The following is a 20,609-nucleotide window of genomic DNA, read 5'->3' as shown; positions in this document are numbered from 1 at the left end:
GAGGACACGCGTATGGCCTCACCGTGTCATGCCTTGCTACGTCATCAGAACTTGTGGCGAATGGCTGCGCGAAGCACGAACTGGCTCGACGTGGACGAGACCGCATCCGCGCCCGGCACATAGGCGACATCGAGCACCGTACCGGTCTTGTCGCCACCCGCATGCTGGTAGCCGCCCTGCACGTAGACGTCCGTTCGCTTCGACAGGTTGTAGTCCGCCATCAACCCCACGCTGTGGTATTGCGGATGAAGCTGACCACTCGTCGCATTGAAGCTCGTGCGCGTGTACGTGTACGCCGCGCCGACGAAGAAGGCCGGCGTCACCTGATACTTCGCGTTCACCTCGAAGTTATTGAACCTGAGCGACGACAACGTTGCGCCGCCGGTCGGCGTGATGGCGCCCACGTAGCCCGAACTCAAAGGCTGCTGAACAAGGGTATTCGTGTACGCGAACCCGAGCGTTGCACTGCCGAACGTGTAGTTGATACCCGCGCCGAACACGCGCAGGCGGCTTGCGACGAAGTTCTCGTCGCCGCCGTTGTTGATGGCGCCGCCCGCCGATGCCGAAGGATTGTTCGCCTGGAGATAGGCCGCTGCGAGCAGCAGCCCACCGGTCGCGTACTGCATGCCGACGCTGTACTGGCGATTGTTCGCGAAATTCGTGTCGTTGCTGAAGCTGTAGGTGCCGCCGAACTGGAGCCCTGCAAAGGTCGGGCTTGTGTACTTCACCGTGTTGTTCACGCGGAACGAGTTGTCGGTGTTGTCGTTGTCGTACGGGTGCGAAAACAGATAGCCGCCCCAGTTGCCGTTGGCGGTGGTTTGCGCGAGGAAGTCCACGAGCGAGTCATACTGGCGCCCGAACGTGACGCTGCCGTACTGGTCGCTGACGAGGCCGACGTACGCCTGGCGACCGAACATCAAGCCGCCCTGCCCCAACTTCCCGTTGTTCACGTTGAAGCCGTTTTCCAGCTGGAAAACGGCTTTGAGGCCCCCGCCCAGGTCTTCCGTGCCCTTCAGGCCCCAGCGGCTGCCCTGCGCATAGCCGCTCTGCAACTCGTACACCTTCGAACCGTTCACGTTGTTCGTGAAATCGAAACCCTCGTCGATGAGACCGTAGAGCGTCACGGTGTTCTGCGCGAAGGCAGGCAAGGCGGCGGCAGCGAGCGCTGCGCCAATGATGGTCTTTTTCACAAGTTCTCCAAACTTTATGGGCCGCAGGACGGCCGTTAATAATTCACTTCTTGCTCGTTACTGCAACTGCAATGGGCACGACGTACCAACTCAACACCTCGCGGGTGACCCCGTCCCGCACGGAAATACCAAACTGCCTGCGCCGGCCCGTACTGTTACGGCTGACGCACCAGATTACGCACCAGATCACGCACGAGATTACGCACCGAGTTTGCCGGTCAGTTCCGGCACGGCCTGAAAAAGGTCCGCTACCAGGCCGAGATCGGCAACGCCGAAGATGGGTGCCTCTGCGTCCTTGTTGATGGCGATGATGGTCTTCGAGTCCTTCATGCCGGCCAGATGCTGAATTGCACCGGAAATGCCGACCGCGAAGTAAACGTCCGGCGCCACGATCTTTCCGGTCTGCCCGACCTGGAAGTCGTTGGACACGTAGCCGGCATCGACGGCTGCGCGCGAAGCGCCCAACGCCGCCTGCAGTTTGTCGGCGAGCGGCTCGAGAACCGCCTTGTATTGTTGCGCCGACCCCAGCCCCCGCCCGCCCGACACGACGATCTTCGCAGCGGTCAATTCGGGGCGCTCGAGCTTCGTCAGTTCGCGGCTGACGAGCGTCGCGAGCCCTGAATCCGGCGCGGGCTCGAGCGTTTCGATCGGAGCAGGGTCGGCCACACGCGCACTGACAGGCGCGAACGCCGAGAGGCGCACCGTGATGACCTTCACCGGATCGAGCGACTGAACGGTCGCGATCGCATTGCCCGCGTAGACGGGGCGCTCGAAGGTGTCCGCGCTGAGTACCGCGGTCACGTCGGAGATCTGTCCCACTGCGAGCTTCGCCGCCACACGCGGCGCAATGTTCTTGCCGTATGCCGTGGCCGGAAACACGATGTGCGTGTACCGATCGCCCACGGCAACGATGGTCGGTTCGATGTTTTCCGCGAGACCGCCCGCGAGATGACTCGCATCGGCGTGCAGCACTTTCTGCACGCCTTCGAATGTGGCGGCTTCAGCCGCCAGCGCGTGAACGTTGTGCCCCGCCACGAGCACGTGCACCGCCGCACCGAGTTGCCTCGCCGCGGCGAGCGCATTCAACGTCGAAGCCTTCAGGGTTGTGTCGTCGTGTTCCGCAATCACCAGAATCGTCATGGCTTGACCTCACATCACTTTCATATCGTTCTTCAGTTTCTGGACAAGCGCGTCGACATCGGCCACGCATTCGCCCGCAGCCCGTTTCGGGGGCTCGCTGACTTTCAGCGTCCTGATGCGTGGCTGGATGTCGAGGCCGAGTTCGGCCACGTCGATCACATCGATCGGTTTTTTCTTCGCCTTCATGATGTTGGGCAACGTGACGTAACGCGGCTCGTTGAGTCGCAAGTCCGTCGTCACCACGGCCGGCAAACGGACATTCACCGTTTCCGAGCCACCATCGATTTCGCGCGTCACGCTGGCTGCGCCGTCCTCCACTTGCAGATGGGACGCGAAAGTGGCTTGCGGCAACCCTGCCAGTGCGGCGAGCATCTGACCGGTTTGATTGGCGTCGTCGTCAATGGCCTGTTTGCCGAGCATCACGAGGCCCGGCTGCTCACGCTCCACCACCGCGCGGAGAATGCGTGCCACGCCGAGTTGCTGCAGTTCGCTCTCCACCTTCACATGGATGCCGCGGTCTGCGCCCATGGCCAGCGCCGTGCGCAGCGTCTCCTGGCTCTGCACCGGCCCGGCCGACACCACGATCACTTCGCTCGCCTGCCCGCTTTCTTTCAACCGGACGGCCGCCTCCACAGCGATTTCGTCGAACGGATTCATCGACATCTTCACGTTGGCGAGTTCAACGCCGGACTGATCCGCCTTGACGCGAATCTTCACGTTGAAATCCGCCACGCGTTTTACGGCAACTACAATCTTCATTCATCGACCTCTATTCATTGTTCATTTCGTCATCCGAACCGACGTACCGGTCGCTGCTTCGTATGCACGTTTGAGCCGGCGCACGCCCTCCTCAATCGCGGCGATATCGGGCGCAGCGAAGGAAAGGCGCAAGCTGGAGGTGTCGGCGTGATCCGCGAAAAACGCGTTGCCCGGCACGAAGATCACCTTGTGCTCGATGGCGCGGGCAAGCAATGCTGCCGCGTCGAGGCCTGGAATGCGCGCCCATACGAACATGCCGCCCAAAGGCGCGTGAAATTCGATCCGATCACCCAGCTCGACGCGAAGCGCGTGGCACAGCGCGTGATTCTTGTCGCGATATGCCGCGACGATCCTGGGCACGTGCCGCTCCAGCGCCCCCTCTGCGAGGTACTCCGCGGAGATGGCCTGCGTCCACGGCGCGCTGCACAGGTCGACGGTCTGCTTGGCAATGACGCAGCGCCGTGCGATTGCCGCGGGCGCAATGGTCCAGCCCACCCGCAACCCCGGCGCCACGATTTTCGAGAGACTGGAGAAATGCACGACCCAGTCGCGCGAGCCTTCCACTTCGCTCGTCAGCGCGAGCATCGAAGGGATAGGCTCGCCCGAGAATCGAAGGTCGCCGTAGGGATCGTCTTCGACGATCAGGAACCGGTACTGCACCGCGAGTTTGAGCAGCGCAATACGGCGTTCGCGCGTCAGCGTTGCACCAGTCGGATTGGCGAACGTCGGAACGGTATACAAGAGCCGTGGCCGGGATACCGCTCCCGATGCGAGCCGCTTCGCAAGGTGTTCTACATCGAGGCCATCGCGATCCACCGGAATCGTGACGACCTGCGCTTGCTGCAAACGCAACGCCTGAAGCGTGGCGGGATACGCGGGTTGTTCCGTGAGAACGACGTCGCCGGGGCTGACGAGCACACGCAGAAGCAGGTCAAGGCCCTGCTGCGAGCCCGTGGTGACGACGAGCTCGTCCGTCGCGCACAATACGCCGCGCCTCCCCATCAATTGAACGAGTTGTGCCTTGAGCGCCGGCAGCCCGTCGGTCGGCCCATATTGCAGGCATTGCGCAGGCGCCTGATACGCACGCGTTGCAGCCGCATTGAGCCCTTCGACGTCGAAAAGGTCGCTCGCGGGATAGCCACCCGCGAACGAAATCATGCCTGGCTCTCCGAGGTACTTGAACAACTCTCGTATTGGCGAGCCGGCAGGTTGCTGAAAAGGTGCAGTGAATTCGTACATGTCTTCGTTTGCGATAAGCCGGCCGATGAAAAACGAAGTGGCCCGCTATACGACGTTCTTTTCGACGATGGGCCGGTTCTCCAGAACGCGTTCCCAACTGAGCGACGACAGATCCAGCGTCGTGTACCGGCCATTGATGATGAGTTCGCTCACACCGCGTCCTGTCGCCGGGCCCTGCTGCAGGCCGTGGCCGCTGTAGCCGTTCGCGAACACGCAGTTCTCGACATCCGGGTGATAGCCGATGATCGCGTTGTGGTCGAACACGTTGTATTCGTAATAGCCGGACCAGCAGTTCTCCACACGCAATGCTTCGAAGCCGGGCACGCGATTGGCGAGCGTCGGCCAGATCACCTCGTCGAAGAGGTCGTGATCCACCTCGTCGAGCGGCAGGTCGTTCGGATCGTTGTCTTCGCCCGGCGACGTACCCGTGATGTACGTCTTGCCTTCCGGTCTGAAGTACACGCCAGTGGGGTCGATCAGCAGCGGGCTGTTCGCAAGTTGCGCTGGCGACGACACGTTGAAGATGCTGCGGCGGCGCGCGTAGACCGGAATATCCACGCCCATCAGTTCCGAAATGCGCCGCGCCCACGCACCAGCGGCATTCACCAGCGTGTCGCATGCATAACGTTCGCCGTCGCCGGTCAGAACGTGGGTCACTTTGCGTCCGTCGCGCTCAAGGCCAGTCACATCCGCAGCCACGTAGCGTGCGCCAAGCGACTGAGCCTTCTTTCGCAGCGCCTGCACGAGACCGTAGCCGTCGAACCAGCCTTCACCCGAAAGACCGTATGCGCCGGCCACGATGTCGTCGACGTTGAGCCACGGGAACTTCTGCGCCAGTTCGTCGGGAGACAGCAGCGCGATATCGGCGCCCAGGCTCGTTTGCAGGGCGTGGTTTTCACGCAGCGTGGCTTCCCCGGCTTCCGTCGCCAGAAAGAGATAACCGCCTTCGTGCAGGTCGATGGATGGCCGGTGGCCCTCCACTTCGAGACGTTCGCCGATATCGCGCAGAAATTCGATGCCGTACAACGACATCTGGATGGACAACGGCGTAGAAAACTGCTGCCGGATAGAGGCGGCCGACAGCGCAGACGACGACCTCGCATAGCTCGGATCGCGTTCGATGACCGTCACCGAAATCGTCGGGTCGGAAGCGCGCAGAAAGTAAGCGATAGAACTACCGATGACGCCGCCGCCAACGATAACGACTTTAGAACTCACGACATGCTCCAGATTGCAGATGGTTCGATGCACGGCGTGAGATCTCGTCCACCTTATCGCCCGCTCCATTGCGCGCGAAACGTCTCCCACGCCCCATGCGCGTTGCTATTCGATGTTGAAATCGACGCCCTGTGCGAGCGGCAGCGCTGAAGAGAAGTTGACGGTGTTGGTTGCGCGACGCATGTACCCCTTCCACGCGTCCGAACCCGATTCGCGGCCGCCACCGGTCTCCTTCTCGCCGCCGAATGCCCCGCCGATCTCCGCGCCGCTTGGTCCGATGTTCACGTTCGCGATGCCGCAGTCGCTGCCGGACGCCGACAGGAAACGCTCGCTTTCGCGCATGTCCGTGGTGAACACGCACGACGACAGACCGTGATGCGCCGCGTTGTTGGCTTCGATCGCATCGTCGAAGCGCGAATACTTGAGCACATAGAGAATTGGCGCGAAGGTCTCCGTGAGCACGACGTCGGTTTGCGTCGGCATTTCCACGATGGCAGGACGAACGTAGAAGCCCTTCTCGTTACCCGCGATGCCCTGACGTTCGCCGCCGAACACCTTGCCGCCTTCACGCTTCGCCTGTTCGAGCGCCGCCTGCATACGATTGAACGACGGCTCGTCGATGAGCGGCCCCATGAGCGTGCCTTGCTCCAGCGGGTTGCCGATCGTGACCTTGCTATAGAGCGTCTTCAACCGCTCCACGGTCTTGTCATACACGCTTTCATGTACGAACAGGCGGCGCAGTGACGTACAACGCTGCCCCGCCGTGCCGACCGCGGAAAACAGGATGCCGCGCAACGCGAGTTCCATGTCCGCCGTACCCGACACGATGCCGGCATTGTTGCCGCCCAGTTCGAGAATCGCCCGGCCGAATCGACGCGCCACTTCCACGCCGACCGCGCGGCCCATCTCGGTGCTGCCCGTGGCGCTCACGATATTCGAGCGCGGATCGGCGACGAGCTTCGCTCCTACATCGCGGCCGCCATTGACGAGCGCAGTCAGGCCTTCAGGTGCCGAGCCGAATTCCGTCAAGGCATCCTGAAGAATCTTGTTTACGGCCAACGCGGTGAGCGGCGTCTTCTCCGACGGTTTCCAGAGCACGGCATTGCCGCAGACGAGTGCGAGCGCAGCGTTCCACGACCACACGGCCGCCGGAAAATTGAACGCCGAGATCACCGCGCAAACACCCATCGGATGCCACGTCTCGGCCATCCGATGGCCCGGCCGCTCCGATGCGATCGTCAGCCCATACAGCTGACGCGAGAGCCCCACGGCGAAGTCGCAGATGTCGATCATCTCCTGCACTTCGCCCAAACCTTCCTGGAGAATCTTGCCGGTTTCGAGCGTGATGATGCTGCCGAGTGCGTGCTTCTTTTCGCGCAGTTTGTTGCCCAGCAGGCGAACCAGTTCCCCGCGGCGCGGTGCCGGCACGTTGCGCCAGCTCTTGAATGCCTCGTGAGCTTTCGCGAGCGCCGCATCCACGTCGGCCACAGACCGGCTCGCCACGCGGCCAATAAGCTCGCCGTTGATGGGCGAATGAACCGCGATATCGCCCGCTTCTGCAAGGTGCGAAATGCCGAGTTCGGAGAGAATGGTTGATGCTTTCACAGTAGAGCCTCTTCAGTGTTTCCAATCCAGGTGCCGGGCCGAAGCCGCGCGTCGGCGTGCGAAAGATGCGTGGGATCTCTGACGAGTGCCTCACGCATCCTTCGCTGCACGCTTAGATGCCTAGTCGGCGGTCTTCGTCGTGATCGGCGTCCAGGCCACGTTCTTGACTTGATACATGGTCGAACTGGGATTCTTCAGATCGCCCGTTTGCGTGAATGCGATACGGCCCGTAACGCCCTGATAGTCGGTGCCTTTCATCGCTGTGTTGAAGTCCGCGGGCTTCACGGAATTGGCCTTTTGCATCGCCTTGATGGCGACCCACGTTGCGTCGTACGCGAACGGCGCATAGGCGAGCATGTCGGCGCCGTACTTCTGCTTGAACTTCGCCTCGAAATCCTTGCCCTTGGGCAGCGTCGACAGCGGCTGGCCGTATTCCCACACGGACGAACCGTTGGCGGCGTCCCCCGCAATCTTGATGAAGTTCGCGTCCATCACGCCACCGCCGGCAAGAAACTGCGCCTTCATGCCGAGCTGGCGCATCCGCTTGACGATCATGGCTGCCTGGGTATCAAGTCCGCCGAAGAACACGAGGTCGGGATTGGTGCTCTTGATGGCCGTCAGTTGGGCGGAAAAATCCACTGCCTTGTCGTTGGTGAACTGTCGGTCGACGATGGTGCCGCCGCTCGCCTTCACGGCCTTCTCGAATTCGTCTGCTTCGCCCTGCCCGAATGCCGTTCTGTCGTCGATGATGGCAATACGCTTCGCTTTCGTCACCGTGGCCGCATAAGTGCCCGCGTTGCCTGCGTTCTGCGCATCGGTTGCTATAACGCGGTAAATGGTGGAGAGCCCTGCTTGCGTAATGGTCGGATTCGTTGCCGCGGGCGTGATCATCGGAATGCCCGCCTTCGCGTAGATCTTCGACGACGGCAGCGTGGTGCCCGAGTTGAAATGGCCAATGACCACCGACACCTGGTCGTCCACGAGCCGTTGAGCGACCTGCACGCTCACGCGCGGGTCGCTCTGATCGTCCTGCGAATCGATGACGAACTTGACCGGCTTGCCGCCGATAGTGGGATGACTCGCATTGGCTTCTTCGATGGCCATTCGCACACCGTTCTCGATGTCTTTGCCGTAGGCCGCGCCGCCGCCCGTGAGCGGACCGGCGATGCCGATCTTGACTTCCGCTTCCTGGGCGCAAGCTGCCGCGGAGACGAAGCAAAGGGAAAGAGCGACAACGAGAGGGCGACGGGACACGCAAATACGGGAGAGCATGGGGAGAGTTCCTTTGATATTTGTAATCGACACACTGCGCACGGCACGATTGCCTCGACGACCGCGCGCAACACACTCATCTCCCGGCCAACCACTGGCGGCTAACACACGTCCGGTGATGATGTGGAGCGATTGTCAGTAGCCAATAGACCTGCATCAAACGATATCTATGCACGACGTGATGCGTTCTGATCATCAACCCCGAAAGTTCCGAGGTGTTCGACGCAGCCGGAATTCCGTTGCAGGCGCACAGGGCATTCCCTCATTGCTTCGATTCGATAGCAAAAAGGGGACGCTGCGCGTCCCCTTGCTCATCAAGAACCAATCAATCTATTCAGGATACCGACACGACTTCGCTCACCGCTTCAAGAGGCAGACCGGTTTGAGGAAGGTGCGCCAGCTTGATTGCTCTTTGCGCAAGCTGAGCGATATGCAGGGTGTGCCTGCCGGCGCCCTGTTGAATCTGTTCGCGACAACTGAAGCCATTCGTCACGACGATCGTTTCGGGCGCTGCGTCGCGCACTAGCGGCAGCAACTTGTCTTCGCCGATTTTCAGCGAGAGGTCGTAATGTTGCGCATTGAATCCGAACGAACCCGCCATGCCGCAGCAGCCGGTATCGAGCAACGACCAGCGGACACCCAGCTTGTCGAGCAGCGCGGCCTCGCCCTTCATTCCAAACACCGCCTTTTGATGACAGTGCCCGTGCACGACTACATCGGCGTCGAGTTGTGGCCACTGAAAGTCCGCGCGCGCCACAAAGTCCGAGAAGAGAAACGTCTGCTCCGCGAGCCTTTTAGCCATGGCGTCGTCCGGCAACTGCTTCAGCAATTCGTCCTTGAATACGGAAAGACAGCCTGGTTCAAGCCCGACCACCGGTACGCCAGCGCGGATGTCTTCGCGTAGCTCGTCGACTGCATGTCGCAGCAGCGCACGCGCCTCGTCGAGCAGGCCATAGTCGTAAAGTGGCCGGCCGCAGCACAGTCGCTTGCGCGGCAAAACGACTTCGTAGCCCAGATGCGCCAGCACGTTGGTTGCAGCCATCGCGACCTCGGGCGAGAAGTGCTCGTTGAAGGTGTCAACCCAGAGAATCACCTTGCCGGACCTGGCCGCCCTCGCCGCATCGTTCGCTTGCTGGCGACGACGCGCCAATGCGCGGTACGTCTTCGGTGCGAACACGGGAAGATTGCGCTGCGGTGCCACGCCTGCCACCCACTTGCTGATACGAGCCAAGGGACGGGAGGAAGTCATAAAATTCGTAAGCCACGGAAAGCGGCTCGCCAGCGGTGCCCATTGCCCGATTCTCCCCATGAACATCGCCTGCCGCGGCCGACGATGTTTCTCGTAGTAGTGCGACAGAAACTCGGCCTTGTACGACGCCATATCCGTGTGGGTCGGGCAATCCGATTTGCAACCCTTGCAGGCCAGACAGGCATCCAGCGCGTCTTTCAGGGGTTCGCTGTCCCAGCCGTCCGCAATCACCTCCCCCTGCAGCATTTCCCAGAACAGGTGGGCACGCCCCCGCGTCGAGAACTGCTCTTCGCGAGTCGCACGATAGCTGGGACACATCGTGCCGCCGTCGAGCGAACGGCATTTGCCCATCCCGATGCAGCGCTCGATCGCGCGCTGCATGCCGTTGCCTTCCGGACTCGCAAACGTCAGCTTCGTATTCAGCGTAACGGTCTTGTACGCCGGGCCCATGCGCAGGTTCTCGTCAGCACGATAAGCGTGCACGACCTTGCCCGGATTCAATCGATTGGCCGGGTCCCAGATCGCCTTGAATTCCTCCATGGCGCGCATGATTTCGGGCCCGTACATGATGGGCAGAAACTCGGCCTTCGCCTGGCCGTCGCCATGTTCGCCCGAAAGCGAGCCACCGAAGTCGACCACGAGTTGCGCGGCCTCGCGCAGAAACCCGCGCCATTTCTGTACGCCTTCTACTGTTCGGACGTCGAAGGTAATGCGCGCGTGGACGCAACCATCGCCGAAGTGGCCGTAGAGACACGTCTCGTAGCCGTAGCGGTCGACCAGTGCCTGGAACTGGCGCAGATAGTCACCCAGCCGCATCGGGTCCACTGCAGCATCTTCCCAGCCCACCATCGGATCCGGGGCTGAAGGGTCAACCGAAAGCGCCACCGCCGATGCGCCCGTTTCTCGGATCGACCATACCTTCTGCTGCTGCGTCTTCGCTTCCACCACAAAGCCCGTTACGTCGGCGCCACCCTGGCCGGACCTGAAATACGCATGAGCCTCCTGCGCCTGTTGCACCGCTTCGGCATGCGTGTCGGCGCCGAATTCGAGCACGACCCATGCGTCGCCGTCCGGCAGCAGCGCGATTTCGTCCTTCTTCAGCCCACGCGCCTGAAGGCCGCGAATGATGGCGCGGTCCAGGCCCTCGATGGCAATGGGCGAGAAGCGGTTGAAGTGCGGCACTGCGTCGGCCGCGGTGTAGATGTCCTTGAAGCCGAGCAGGAGCAGCACACGGCAGGAAGGACTGTGGACAAGGCGAACCCTGGCCTGCAGCGTGACGGCACAGGTGCCTTCGGTGCCCACCAGCGCGCGGGCAACGTTGAAGCCGTTTTCAGGCAGCAACTGGTCGAGGTTGAATCCCGACACACGTCGTTTGATTTGCGGAAATTCGGCGCGAATCTGTTCTGCGTACCGGTCGCGCAGATCGCGCAGCTTCGCGTATATCTCGCCTTTGCGGCCGCCTCCGGCAATGATGCTTTCGAGTTCGGCGTCGTCGGTCGGACCGACCCAGAAGCGTGCGCCGTCGTAAGTGGCGATCTCGAGCGCTTCGATATTCTCGACGGTCTTGCCCGCCATCACCGAATGCGCGCCGCACGAGTTGTTCGCGATCATGCCGCCCAGCGTGCAACGGCTGTGCGTGGCCGGATCGGGTGCGAAGGTCAGGCCGTGCCGCTCGGCCGCTTCGCGCAGCGTGTCGCAGACCACGCCCGGTTCGACGATCGCGGTTCGGCCGACCGGGTCGACGCTCACCACGCGATTGACGTACTTGCTTGTATCGGCCACCACCGCGACATTGACGCATTGCCCGTTCTGCGACGTGCCGCCGCCTCGCGTGAGGAACGGCACGTCCATGCGGCGGCACGTGTCGAGGGCCGCCACGAGGTCGTCCACGTCTGCGGGCAACACCACGCCGAGCGGAATCTGCCGGTAGTTCGAAGCGTCGGAAGCATACAAAGCTTTCGAGCCCGCGTCGAACCGAACTTCGCCGCGCGTGGCGCGACGCAGTTCGCTTTCCACCTGCTGAAGCAGGCTCCTGCTTGCCTGAAACGGCGTGGCTGCTTTCACGGCTTCTACCCTACCTTGCCGCGTTGGCCGTCATCTTGAAGATGCCCGTCGCGTTGCCGGCGTCGAAACGCAGGTCCGTCTTCCAGTTGCGCGCGGCTTCGTCGAACTCGCGCTTGCGGGTAATGAATTCATAGAACGAGCCGGGTACTTCGCGCGTCACGATGCTGCCGTCAGCGCTACGAAACTCGCGCTTCACGACGTCCGCGCGATAAGCGGTCTGAAACACGCGGCCGGAGCGCGACCGCTCGACATCGGGCTTGATGGGGCGTCCCTTCGCCTTTTCGTCGTCCGAGAGCTGGAACACGTTCGCCACGCGATCCGTCGCGTGATTGAATGCGTTGCCCTCCGTCGAAATCCACGCCATTTCTGCGGACTCCAGAAGAATGGCCTCGTAGTCCTTGAGATGCGGCATGTCGTGCTGACGCGCGAATGCACTCACGATGACGGGCAGCAGTTCATGTGCCGCCTCGATCGGCAGGTGGCCGTCGCGCTCCAGCTCGGAAAGCTGGGAGACCGCGAGCGGCGTGAGCGGGTCTTTCGACGAACGCAGCACGTTGGAGACGGCCTGCTGGAACTCGCTCGAAAAACGCTCAGGGTGCAGTTCACTGACGAAGAACTGCGCGATCTCGTCCGGCGCGTCGGCGTGCACGTATGCGCGGCCCGTCATGCCCAGCTTGTCGAGCGGATAACGGCCATTGAGCCTGAAACCCAACGGACGAAGGATGCGCGTGAACGCGGCCTCTCCCGGCGGCAGCGCGCCATTGTCTGCCCAACGCACCGTGCGCAACGCGCCGTGGTCGAAATAGACGGAGCCACCGTTCGCGATCGCGTCCTCGGTGTAGGCGCGCCCGTTTGGCGAGCGCTCGAGAAGATCGTCGAACAGCGCCATGTTCATGGCCTGCGCCAGTTCGGCACGGGTCACATTGCCGTCCTCCCAGTCCGTGAGCACGGTGGGGAAATTGAGGGTGGCAAAGAGCCGGCCGGTCTTTTCCGGTCCGAGCAGTTTTTCCAGCAAACGTTCGACGTTCGAATTACGCATGATTGGTTCTCTCAGGCATGTCCGCGCAAGCGCGGCGGGGAAGCTCGCGTTGGCGTACTGCGCGCACACCAACTCTGCATGCTGCGCATTATTGAAATCGTTGTGCCTTGCGTAAAGCGAGATAAAATTGCCACGTGATGAGTTTTCGGAATTAAGATGCGCAAATTCAAAATTCCAAACATGGGCGCGCTGACGGCGTTCGAAGCGGCTGCGCGGCACGAGAGCTTCACGCACGCCGCGAAAGAACTGTTCCTCACGGAGAGCGCCGTCTCCCGTCAGATTGCGACGCTCGAATCGCAACTGGGCGTACGGCTCTTTGTCCGCGCGAAACAGCGCGTCGTGCTGACCCGGGCGGGACGTCTGTACGGCACACAGGTGCGCCGCGCGCTGGAAAATCTTGACCGGGACACTCTTTCGATCATCGCCCACGGCGGCGGCGGCGGATATCTGGAACTCGCAGTACTGCCAACGTTCGCGTCGCAGTGGCTGATTCCGCGCATCAAGGCTTTCTACGACCGCGCGCCGGACGTGAGAGTCAACATGGGCGTGCGCACCGACATGTTCTCGTTCGAGGAATCCCATTTCGAAGCGGCCATCCATTACGGCAAACCAACGTGGCCCGGCACCGCCGCCGACTACCTGTTCGGCGAAGAAACCGTTCCCGTCTGCTCCCCTCGCCTGCTCGCCCGGGCGGTGAAGAAACCGCATGAGCTGCTGGGGTATCCGTTGCTGCACTCCACCACGCGCCCCGACGCATGGACGCGCTGGTTCTCGGACCTGGGTGTCGAAGACAATTCGACCATGCACGGCGTGCGCTACGAACTGCACACCATGCTGATTGCGGCAGCGGCGACCGGCCTCGGCATCGCGCTGGTGCCGAAGTTCTTCGTTGAAGACCGTCTCGAGCAACTCGGTCTGATCGTTCCGTTCAACGCCTCGACAGAGGGCGATTCCGGCTATTACCTCGTGTATCCCACTGAGCTGTCGCACGGCAAACCGCTGGAGATGTTTCGCGCGTGGCTCCTTGAAGAAGCCGGCTCGTACAGCGCGACAAAGGGCCAGGCAGCCCGGTAGCGCCGGTTTCCGATACGAAATTTATTTCACATCAGAAATTGATAGGGTAGTATCTGCCGAACGATCCATTCGGCAGGAGACTCATGTGGAGGACGTCGTTGTCATCGGCGCCGGCGTAGTGGGAACCGCCGCGGCATTCAATCTGGCGAAGTCAGGATTCCGAATGACGCTTGTCGACTCCGCGCCGCCCGGAATGGGCTGCTCGTTCGGCAACGCCGGACTGATAGCTATCGATCACGTCGCCCCGCTTGCCAGTCCCGACACGCTGTCGGGCGTTCCGCGCGTGCTCCTGCGCTCCGATAGTCCGCTGCGCCTTCACCCATGCAGCGTGCCGCGCATGACGCCGTGGATGGTCGAATTTCTACGTCAGTCACGGCAACGGAATTTCGAACGCAATACGGCGGCACTCGCCAGCATCATCACGCGTGCAGCGGCGGCATGGCATCGCCTGCTCGACCAGCACATTGCGCGCGACCTCTTCCGGGATATCGGTTCGCTCTACGTATTCGAGAAACCGGTTGCTCGCAACGCGGAGCACCGGGCGCTTTCCTTGCTGGACCACTACGGCGTGCAGTATCGGAATCTGACGGCACACGAAGTTCGCCGCGAATTTCTCCCGACGTTGACGCCGCATATCAGCCATGCGCGCTACTTTCCGGGCATGGCTTCAGTCGCGAATCCGCATCAGGTCGTGCAAGGTCTGTTCGATGCGGCGCTGAACGCCGGCGCGCGCTTCAGACTGGCATCCGTCGATGGCATCAAGCCTTCGTCGGGCGGCAAGATCGAGTTGCTCATCAACGGCGAACGGACCCTTGCCGATAAGGTTCTGATTGCCGCAGGCGCGCGAAGTCGCCAATTCCTGGAAGCGCTGGGCAGCAACGTTCCGCTCACGCCGGAACGGGGATACCACGTCGAGCTTTCTCAACCGAAGACCGACTTGCTGAAGGTGCCGGTGAGCTTCATGGAACGAGGCTTCACCTGCAATCCCATGGCGGATGGCATTCGTCTTGCCGGCACGGTAGAGCTTGGCGCAGGCAGCGAACCCGACTGGAAACGCGCCGACATTCTCGCGGCTCACTTTCGCGAACTGTTTCCGGAGGGTGCAATACCCGAAGTCGCGTCGCGATGGCACGGTGACCGCCCTACCCTTCCCGACTATCTGCCCATGATCGGCGAGTTGCCCCACGCACGAAATGTCTTCGTTGCAACGGGACATCAGCACCTGGGTCTGACGCTCGGACCCCTGACGGGTGAACTCGTCTCGCAGTTGATGGCTCGCACTACGCCCGAAGTCGATCTGCTTCCATTCCGCGTAGACCGTTTCTCCCGAGGAAAAGACCGTTCGCATCGGCGCATTTAATAAGGAGAAGAAAGTATGGAAACAATCGAGGTTTTCGACGCCAGGGCGACGGCACGACTTCTCGACTTCAGCGCTCTGGTGGAAGCGTTGAAGCAAGCTACGCTTGAGCATGCGGCAGGACTCATCCACGCACCAGTCCGGATGAGCGTGCCGCTCGAGGACGGCGGCGTGTTTCTCTCGATGCCTGCGAGCGCCGCGGAGATTGCCATCCATAAGCTCGTCAGCGTGAGCCCTGCAAACGTCGCGAAGAATCTGCCGACCATCTTCGGCACGGTGACAGTTTGCGACGGAGCGACGGGACAGCCCGAGTTCATCCTGGACGGCCCAACGGTCACAGGGCGGAGAACCGCCGCGCTCTCCATGTTGGGCGTTCGTCTGCTTCACCCCCACACGCCCTCGTCGTTCCTGCTAATCGGCACCGGTCAGCAGGCCCGGTTCCATGCCGCCGCAATCGGCCAGTTGTACCCCGACGCATCCCTGTACGTTCGCGGACTGCACATGGAAGCGGAGCGCGACTTCTGCGCGACGATGAACCAGTCAGGTGTGGCCGTCATGTCTGCGTGCGAAGGAAAGCCGGATGATATCGACACGGTGATCACTGTCACCACAAGCAAAACCCCCGTTTATACCGAAGCAGCGAATGCGGGCCGGCTCGTCATCGGCGTGGGCGCATTCACGCCCGACGCTGCCGAGATCGCACCGCAGACCGTCAAAGCAAGCACCGTCTTTGTCGATGACCTCAACGCCACGCGCGAGGAAGCCGGCGATCTGATTCAGGCGGCGGTGGACTGGCCGGTGGTGCGCTCGCTGGCGTCAGCCTCCAAAGAGCCGGTGCCGAAGGACAAGCCGATCCTGCTGAAGACCGTAGGCAGCGGCGCATGGGACCTGGCGGCGTGCCGCGTCGCGCGTTCAGCGATCCGGGGCCGTTGAATTCAACGATCAACCCGTACCTGTCGTCTCGGCACTTGTGCGTGATGAGACGAGGAAGCCGTTTGAAAGACTTCGTCCAGACAGACAGTAACTGCCCTACGCCTGGATGCCGGTTCCTCAAGCGTTCGGCGTGGGCTTCGGTGAAATATCTTTCACGAAGCGCATACCGTTGCGATAGTTCGTGTTCCTTATGCTTTTCATCGTCAGCCCCAGCCACGCCCGTTCGGGCGACGCGCCCGAGCTTGTCTGATCGATGTTCAATGAGGAATGCCATGAACCGCACGTCCAGAATGCTGATTTCCGCCTTTGCTCTCGTCGCCAGCACCAGCGCACTCGCCGCGAAGCTTACGCCGCAGGAATGCAACGACTACCCGTTCGTCCCGCTCAAAGGCGAGGTGACGCACGCACAACTGATGCAGGAACTGGAGGAACTCGAATCGGTTGGATACAACCCGTCCGCAGGCGACGACGCGGACTATCCCAGCGATATCGACACGGCAGAGCAGCGGCTGCACGCGAAATACGAGGCCGACTGCCACCCTGCGGATCACGTTGCCGCCAACAACGCTGCAGCGAATTGAGCATGATTGAGCGCCAGCTCCAGGCGCGACCTCACCCGCCGGTCTGCCCCACGCAAAGACGCGTGCGGCAGACCGGCGTTTCAGCATCGCAGGACCTGACGTCGCAGTAGCGACGTGCGGTCTGCTAGAACCGGTGAATCATCGCCACGCGATACACCATCTGGTTTTCGCTCGTCGACATACCGGCCGCGGCAGGAATATTCGCGAAGTCGAAATCCGTACCCGTGTGCGCGCTGACCACGTGCTGATAGGCGCCCTGAACGTAAAGCGACGTGCGCCGGCTCACGTCATAGTCGAGCATCAGCCCGATCTGATGCCACTTCGGCTCGAACGAGCCCGCCGTGGAATGCAGGTGAGCCTGCGTGAAGGTATAGCCGGCACCGAGCCAGAAATTCGGCTTGAAGTAGTACTGACCGTTCAGCTCGAAGTTGTCGAATTTCCACGCATTCCATTGGCCGCCTGAAGGCTGCGTACCCGCCGTCGTGAAGTACGCGTTGGCCGTCGGATCGTACACATCCACGTGCGAGTAGGCGACGCCCACAAGCACCTTCGTGAACCGGTACGACGCGGCAACGCCGATGTTCTGCTCAGATGAACCGACGAAGAGCGCGTCGCTTCCCACCGCGCCCGCGGCGGTCGCGCCAGGACTGTTGAACTTCAGGTACGACGCGGCCATGCTGAGCCCGCCATTCTGATAGTTAAGCGTGCCGCCCCACATGCGGTTGTCGGCAAAACCGCCCGCCTGATTGCCGAACCCGTACATCGCTTCTGCCGTCAGGCCGCGGTAGGTCGGGCTGACGTACTTGACCGCGTTGTCGATACGAAAATCCCAGTCCGCGTTGTCGTTGTCGAACGGGTGCGAGTTCACGTCGCCGGCCCAGCCGCCGGCTGCCGTCAACGCGCCGAAACCGAGCGCATCGACGCTCGTGTCGTACTGACGTCCCAGCGTGATCGTGCCGTACTGGTCCGATGACAGACCCACGTAGGCCTGACGCCCGAACATGCGCTGGCCCTGGCCAAGCGTCCCGCTATTGTTGTCGAAGCCGTTTTCGAGCAGGAAGATCGCGTGGTAACCGCCGCCCAGGTCCTCGCTGCCCTTGAGCCCCCAGCGGCTACCGTAGGTGTCGCCGCTCTTGAGCTGATATGCGTTGTGTCCGCCGGCGTTGCTCGTGAAGTTCAGCCCTTCGTCGATCAGGCCGTACAACGTAATGCTTGACTGCGCGTGCGCGGTGCCGGCAACGAGCAACGCAGGCAGCCACGCGCAGAGGCGTAGTTTCAACCGCATCGTCTTCTTCTGTCTTGTCTTCATCATCGTGGTTCCTTATGCGAGGTACTGGAATGTCCAGGTCCAGGGCGGCGCGCATCGGCAATGGCCGGCGCGAAAACCAGTGGACGACGAAGTCTATGGAGGCCGAAATATCGGCACGTCGCGAAATACTGCAATTCAATCTTCCACAAAATGCGGCGCGCACACCGCGCACCTGTTTGCGCGCGGATCAGCTACGAATATCCGTTCGATCACGCGCTGCGGCGTCGTTGTTTTTTTGCCGATGGACGTCTTGACCAACATTGCGCGTCTACATAGTGGTCAGCAGTTGCAGCGCGCGGCAAGGGGCAGCTTCCTTAAACAACTTTTCATGTTCGGCTCGCGACTTCTTCAATCTCTTTACCGAATCGGGGTTCGATAATCCGCCTGTCGAATCAGGAGATCATGAAGATGCGATATCCAATGTCTGTCGAGATGGTCAACGAATACGGCGCGCACGCGGTACGCGTGGCGATTGCAGAGCACGAAGCCATGCTCGACGCAGCCGAAGTCGATGGGTTGATCGAAGAGCTGGGCAAGATCCGCGCGCACATGCAACCCGCGGTTGCGACACAGCCCTCGCGTACGCATCAATATCTGCTCGAAATCGACCCGTGCTGGTACATCGAACGCAATCCGCTCTTCGATGGCATCGTGCTTTTCCTCCGGCACACCGGGTTCGGCTGGACCGGTTTTGCGATTCCCACCGAAAGCCTCGCCCGCATGAAAGAAGCAATCGCTTCGTCGGAGCCCGACATGGCCATGTCGGTTCACGCTCACGCCTTGCCGAACTGAACGGACCGTACATGAACCAGCTACAAGCCATGCGGGTATTCACCCGCGTCGTCGAATTGAGCAGCTTCAATCTTGCAGGCAAGCAGCTTGGCATGTCGGCTGCCGCGGTGACGCGCAGTGTCGGCATGCTGGAGGCGCACCTGAACGTACGTCTGCTCAATCGCTCCACGCGCAGCCTTTCGTTGACGGAAGCCGGACGCGTCTATCTGGAAGGCTGCCGGGCCGTGATCGAAAAGCTCGACGAGGTGGAGTCCGAACTGGTTCGCGCCGTGCGTGACCCAAGCGGTGTGCTGCGCGTCGCCGCGCCGACTGTCTTTGCGGCGGGCCTCGCGCCTTTGCTCGCCACATGGCGCGGGCTCAATCCGCGCGTGGACTTCGACGTCACGCTCTATGACGCACCCATCGATATGATCGAAGGCGGCTTCGACGTCATCTTCACGACAGAACATCAGACCGTGAACGCGTCGCTCGTGAGCCGACATCTGACTTCGGTGAAAGAAATCGCGGTGGCCTCGCCCGCCTACGTTGCGCGCTGCGGAATGCCGCGCGACCCCGTTGCGCTTGCGAGGCACGATCTGCTCGCCGTTTCGAACGGCACACGTGTATGGGAATTTCACGGGCCGACAGGCGCGCATCGCGTGTCGGTCAACAGCACCCTGGCCGCAACGAGCGGCGCGATGGTTCGCGCGGCCGCACTCGCCGACATGGGCATCGCCGTGCTGCCCATGCCGTTCGTCGTGGAAGACCTCGCGCGCGGGCTGCTCGTCACCGTGCTGGACCGCTACGAGATCAACGGCGGCCTGCAACGTATCTCGATCGTGTATTCCGGGCGCCATTACCTCACGATGAAAGTGCGCAGCTTCATCGACTTCGCCGTGGAGCAGTACCGCGGGCCAATCGGCACGCCGTCTTCCGATGGCGCTTCGCCGGCCACCGTTTCGAATACAAGTCCCGGCGCGGTATTGCGCGCTGTGGCATGACATTCCGCACACGCCTCACCCTATAGTCAGCATGCCGAAGATACTCACCATAGAGGATGACGAGCTCACGGCCGAAGACCTGGTGCGCGTGCTCAGTCATACCGGATTCATCGTCGACGTCGCGCGTACGGGACGCGAAGGCATCGCCATGGTCATGGCAGGCGACTACGATGCCGTCACGCTCGATCGCCGGCTGCCCGACCTCGACGGGCTCGCCATCGTCACGACCATGCGCGGCGTCGGCATGGAAACACCGGTGCTCATGATCAGTTCCATGACCGGCGTGGAAGATCGCATTCAGGGCCTGCGCGCAGGCGCCGACGACTACGTCCCGAAGCCCTTCTCGTCCGACGAGGTCTACGCGCGCATCGAAGCGCTGCTGCGCCGCCGCTCGAAGCCCGCTGCGGACGAAACGGTGCTGCGCGTCGGCCCGCTCGAACTCGACCTCGTCAAGCGCCGGGCTACGTACCGCTCGCATGTATTGAAGCTTCAGCCCACGGAATTACGCGTGCTGGAATTCATGATGCGCCACGCGGGCCAGGTGCTCACGCGCACGATGATCTTCGAGTCCGTATGGGGCGGCCGGTTCGATCCGGGCACCAATCTCATCGACGTCCACATGGGCCGTTTGCGCAAGAAACTCGACGAGGCCGGCGAGCGCTCCCTCATCCGTACGATCCGGGGCTCCGGTTATCTCCTCGGTTGAGCTTCGGCCCGCGCAAGCGGGCCTTCTGTTTTCTCGCGACTCCCTCTTTCGCCCCTCTCCAGTCGTCCTAAAACTTCTTTCATTTTTTTGGGCCGTCGCTGT

The 20,609-nt window shown here is 61.8% G+C and carries 19 protein-coding genes; 8 read left to right on the top strand and 11 right to left on the bottom strand.

Annotation, left to right across the window (positions count from 1 at the left end; all coding sequences use genetic code 11):
* Positions 1 to 44: 44 nt before the first annotated feature.
* The 9 genes from PKKP23_RS06300 to PKKP23_RS06260 all read right to left on the bottom strand — a co-directional run bounded on the left by PKKP23_RS06300 (position 45) and on the right by PKKP23_RS06260 (position 12,775).
* Positions 45 to 1,190, bottom strand: coding sequence for a porin (locus PKKP23_RS06300; protein ID WP_017776515.1), 1,146 nt, complete (start codon positions 1,188 to 1,190; stop codon positions 45 to 47).
* Between the two features lie 198 nt (positions 1,191 to 1,388).
* Positions 1,389 to 2,330, bottom strand: a complete 942-nt coding sequence (locus PKKP23_RS06295) for an electron transfer flavoprotein subunit alpha/FixB family protein (protein WP_126876238.1) — start codon at positions 2,328 to 2,330, stop codon at positions 1,389 to 1,391.
* Between the two features lie 9 nt (positions 2,331 to 2,339).
* Positions 2,340 to 3,089 (bottom strand): electron transfer flavoprotein subunit beta/FixA family protein, encoded by a 750-nt coding sequence (locus PKKP23_RS06290; RefSeq protein ID WP_126876237.1) that lies wholly within the window; start codon positions 3,087 to 3,089, stop codon positions 2,340 to 2,342.
* A gap of 21 nt (positions 3,090 to 3,110) precedes the next feature.
* Positions 3,111 to 4,328: an aminotransferase-like domain-containing protein gene (locus tag PKKP23_RS06285; protein ID WP_126876236.1), complete on the bottom strand. Its 1,218-nt coding sequence runs from the start codon at positions 4,326 to 4,328 to the stop codon at positions 3,111 to 3,113.
* Between the two features lie 45 nt (positions 4,329 to 4,373).
* Positions 4,374 to 5,546, bottom strand: coding sequence for an NAD(P)/FAD-dependent oxidoreductase (locus PKKP23_RS06280; protein ID WP_126876235.1), 1,173 nt, complete (start codon positions 5,544 to 5,546; stop codon positions 4,374 to 4,376).
* A 105-nt stretch (positions 5,547 to 5,651) separates the two neighbouring features.
* Positions 5,652 to 7,151 carry an L-piperidine-6-carboxylate dehydrogenase gene (amaB, locus tag PKKP23_RS06275; RefSeq protein ID WP_126876234.1) on the bottom strand — a complete coding sequence of 500 codons (1,500 nt, stop codon included), beginning with the start codon at positions 7,149 to 7,151 and terminating at the stop codon, positions 5,652 to 5,654.
* Positions 7,152 to 7,271: 120 nt separating this feature from the next.
* Positions 7,272 to 8,423: a branched-chain amino acid ABC transporter substrate-binding protein gene (locus tag PKKP23_RS06270; RefSeq protein WP_017776509.1), complete on the bottom strand. Its 1,152-nt coding sequence runs from the start codon at positions 8,421 to 8,423 to the stop codon at positions 7,272 to 7,274.
* A 334-nt stretch (positions 8,424 to 8,757) separates the two neighbouring features.
* Positions 8,758 to 11,736 carry an FAD-binding and (Fe-S)-binding domain-containing protein gene (locus PKKP23_RS06265; RefSeq protein WP_126876233.1) on the bottom strand — a complete coding sequence of 993 codons (2,979 nt, stop codon included), beginning with the start codon at positions 11,734 to 11,736 and terminating at the stop codon, positions 8,758 to 8,760.
* Positions 11,737 to 11,746: 10 nt separating this feature from the next.
* On the bottom strand, positions 11,747 to 12,775 hold the full coding sequence (locus PKKP23_RS06260; RefSeq protein WP_126876232.1) for a DUF1338 domain-containing protein: 1,029 nt from the start codon (positions 12,773 to 12,775) through the stop codon (positions 11,747 to 11,749).
* Between the two features lie 156 nt (positions 12,776 to 12,931).
* Here PKKP23_RS06260 and PKKP23_RS06255 point away from each other — a divergent pair, with 156 nt between their 5' ends.
* The 3 genes from PKKP23_RS06255 to lhpI are packed head-to-tail and all read left to right on the top strand — an operon-like array spanning position 12,932 to position 16,139.
* The gene (locus tag PKKP23_RS06255) at positions 12,932 to 13,849 is read left to right on the top strand and encodes a LysR substrate-binding domain-containing protein (RefSeq protein WP_126876231.1); all 918 of its coding nucleotides are present in this window, start codon (positions 12,932 to 12,934) and stop codon (positions 13,847 to 13,849) included.
* A complete protein-coding gene (locus PKKP23_RS06250; protein WP_240658777.1) occupies positions 13,800 to 15,209 on the top strand; it encodes an NAD(P)/FAD-dependent oxidoreductase in 1,410 nt (469 codons plus the stop codon). The genes PKKP23_RS06255 and PKKP23_RS06250 overlap by 50 nt, the downstream gene beginning before the upstream one ends.
* A gap of 15 nt (positions 15,210 to 15,224) precedes the next feature.
* Positions 15,225 to 16,139: a bifunctional Delta(1)-pyrroline-2-carboxylate/Delta(1)-piperideine-2-carboxylate reductase gene (lhpI, locus tag PKKP23_RS06245; protein ID WP_126876230.1), complete on the top strand. Its 915-nt coding sequence runs from the start codon at positions 15,225 to 15,227 to the stop codon at positions 16,137 to 16,139.
* Positions 16,140 to 16,256: 117 nt separating this feature from the next.
* On the opposite strand, the gene PKKP23_RS33735 is transcribed toward lhpI, so the two are convergent.
* The gene (locus PKKP23_RS33735; protein WP_161978078.1) at positions 16,257 to 16,400 is read right to left on the bottom strand and encodes a hypothetical protein; all 144 of its coding nucleotides are present in this window, start codon (positions 16,398 to 16,400) and stop codon (positions 16,257 to 16,259) included.
* Between the two features lie 11 nt (positions 16,401 to 16,411).
* On the opposite strand from PKKP23_RS33735, the gene PKKP23_RS06240 reads away from it, so the two are divergent.
* On the top strand, positions 16,412 to 16,720 hold the full coding sequence (locus PKKP23_RS06240; RefSeq protein WP_126876229.1) for a DUF4148 domain-containing protein: 309 nt from the start codon (positions 16,412 to 16,414) through the stop codon (positions 16,718 to 16,720).
* 124 nt (positions 16,721 to 16,844) lie between these two features.
* On the opposite strand, the gene PKKP23_RS06235 is transcribed toward PKKP23_RS06240, so the two are convergent.
* Entirely contained in the window at positions 16,845 to 18,005 is a 1,161-nt protein-coding gene (locus PKKP23_RS06235; RefSeq protein WP_168724537.1) for a porin, read from the bottom strand.
* 103 nt (positions 18,006 to 18,108) lie between these two features.
* Here PKKP23_RS06235 and PKKP23_RS06230 point away from each other — a divergent pair, with 103 nt between their 5' ends.
* The 4 genes from PKKP23_RS06230 to PKKP23_RS06215 are packed head-to-tail and all read left to right on the top strand — an operon-like array spanning position 18,109 to position 20,507.
* Positions 18,109 to 18,408 (top strand): hypothetical protein, encoded by a 300-nt coding sequence (locus PKKP23_RS06230; protein ID WP_126876227.1) that lies wholly within the window; start codon positions 18,109 to 18,111, stop codon positions 18,406 to 18,408.
* Positions 18,409 to 18,437: 29 nt separating this feature from the next.
* The gene (locus PKKP23_RS06225) at positions 18,438 to 18,821 is read left to right on the top strand and encodes a hypothetical protein (RefSeq protein ID WP_033351536.1); all 384 of its coding nucleotides are present in this window, start codon (positions 18,438 to 18,440) and stop codon (positions 18,819 to 18,821) included.
* A gap of 11 nt (positions 18,822 to 18,832) precedes the next feature.
* Positions 18,833 to 19,801, top strand: a complete 969-nt coding sequence (locus PKKP23_RS06220; protein WP_240658776.1) for a LysR family transcriptional regulator — start codon at positions 18,833 to 18,835, stop codon at positions 19,799 to 19,801.
* Between the two features lie 31 nt (positions 19,802 to 19,832).
* Positions 19,833 to 20,507: a response regulator transcription factor gene (locus PKKP23_RS06215; RefSeq protein WP_017776498.1), complete on the top strand. Its 675-nt coding sequence runs from the start codon at positions 19,833 to 19,835 to the stop codon at positions 20,505 to 20,507.
* The last annotated feature ends 102 nt before the right edge of the window (positions 20,508 to 20,609 follow it).

The organism is Paraburkholderia kururiensis JCM 10599 = LMG 19447 (genome assembly GCF_003986935.1).
Classification (GTDB): Bacteria; Pseudomonadota; Gammaproteobacteria; order Burkholderiales; family Burkholderiaceae; genus Paraburkholderia; species Paraburkholderia kururiensis.
The sequence above is the reverse complement of the archived record's forward strand: the minus strand, read 5'-3'. Positions and strand labels throughout refer to the sequence as shown.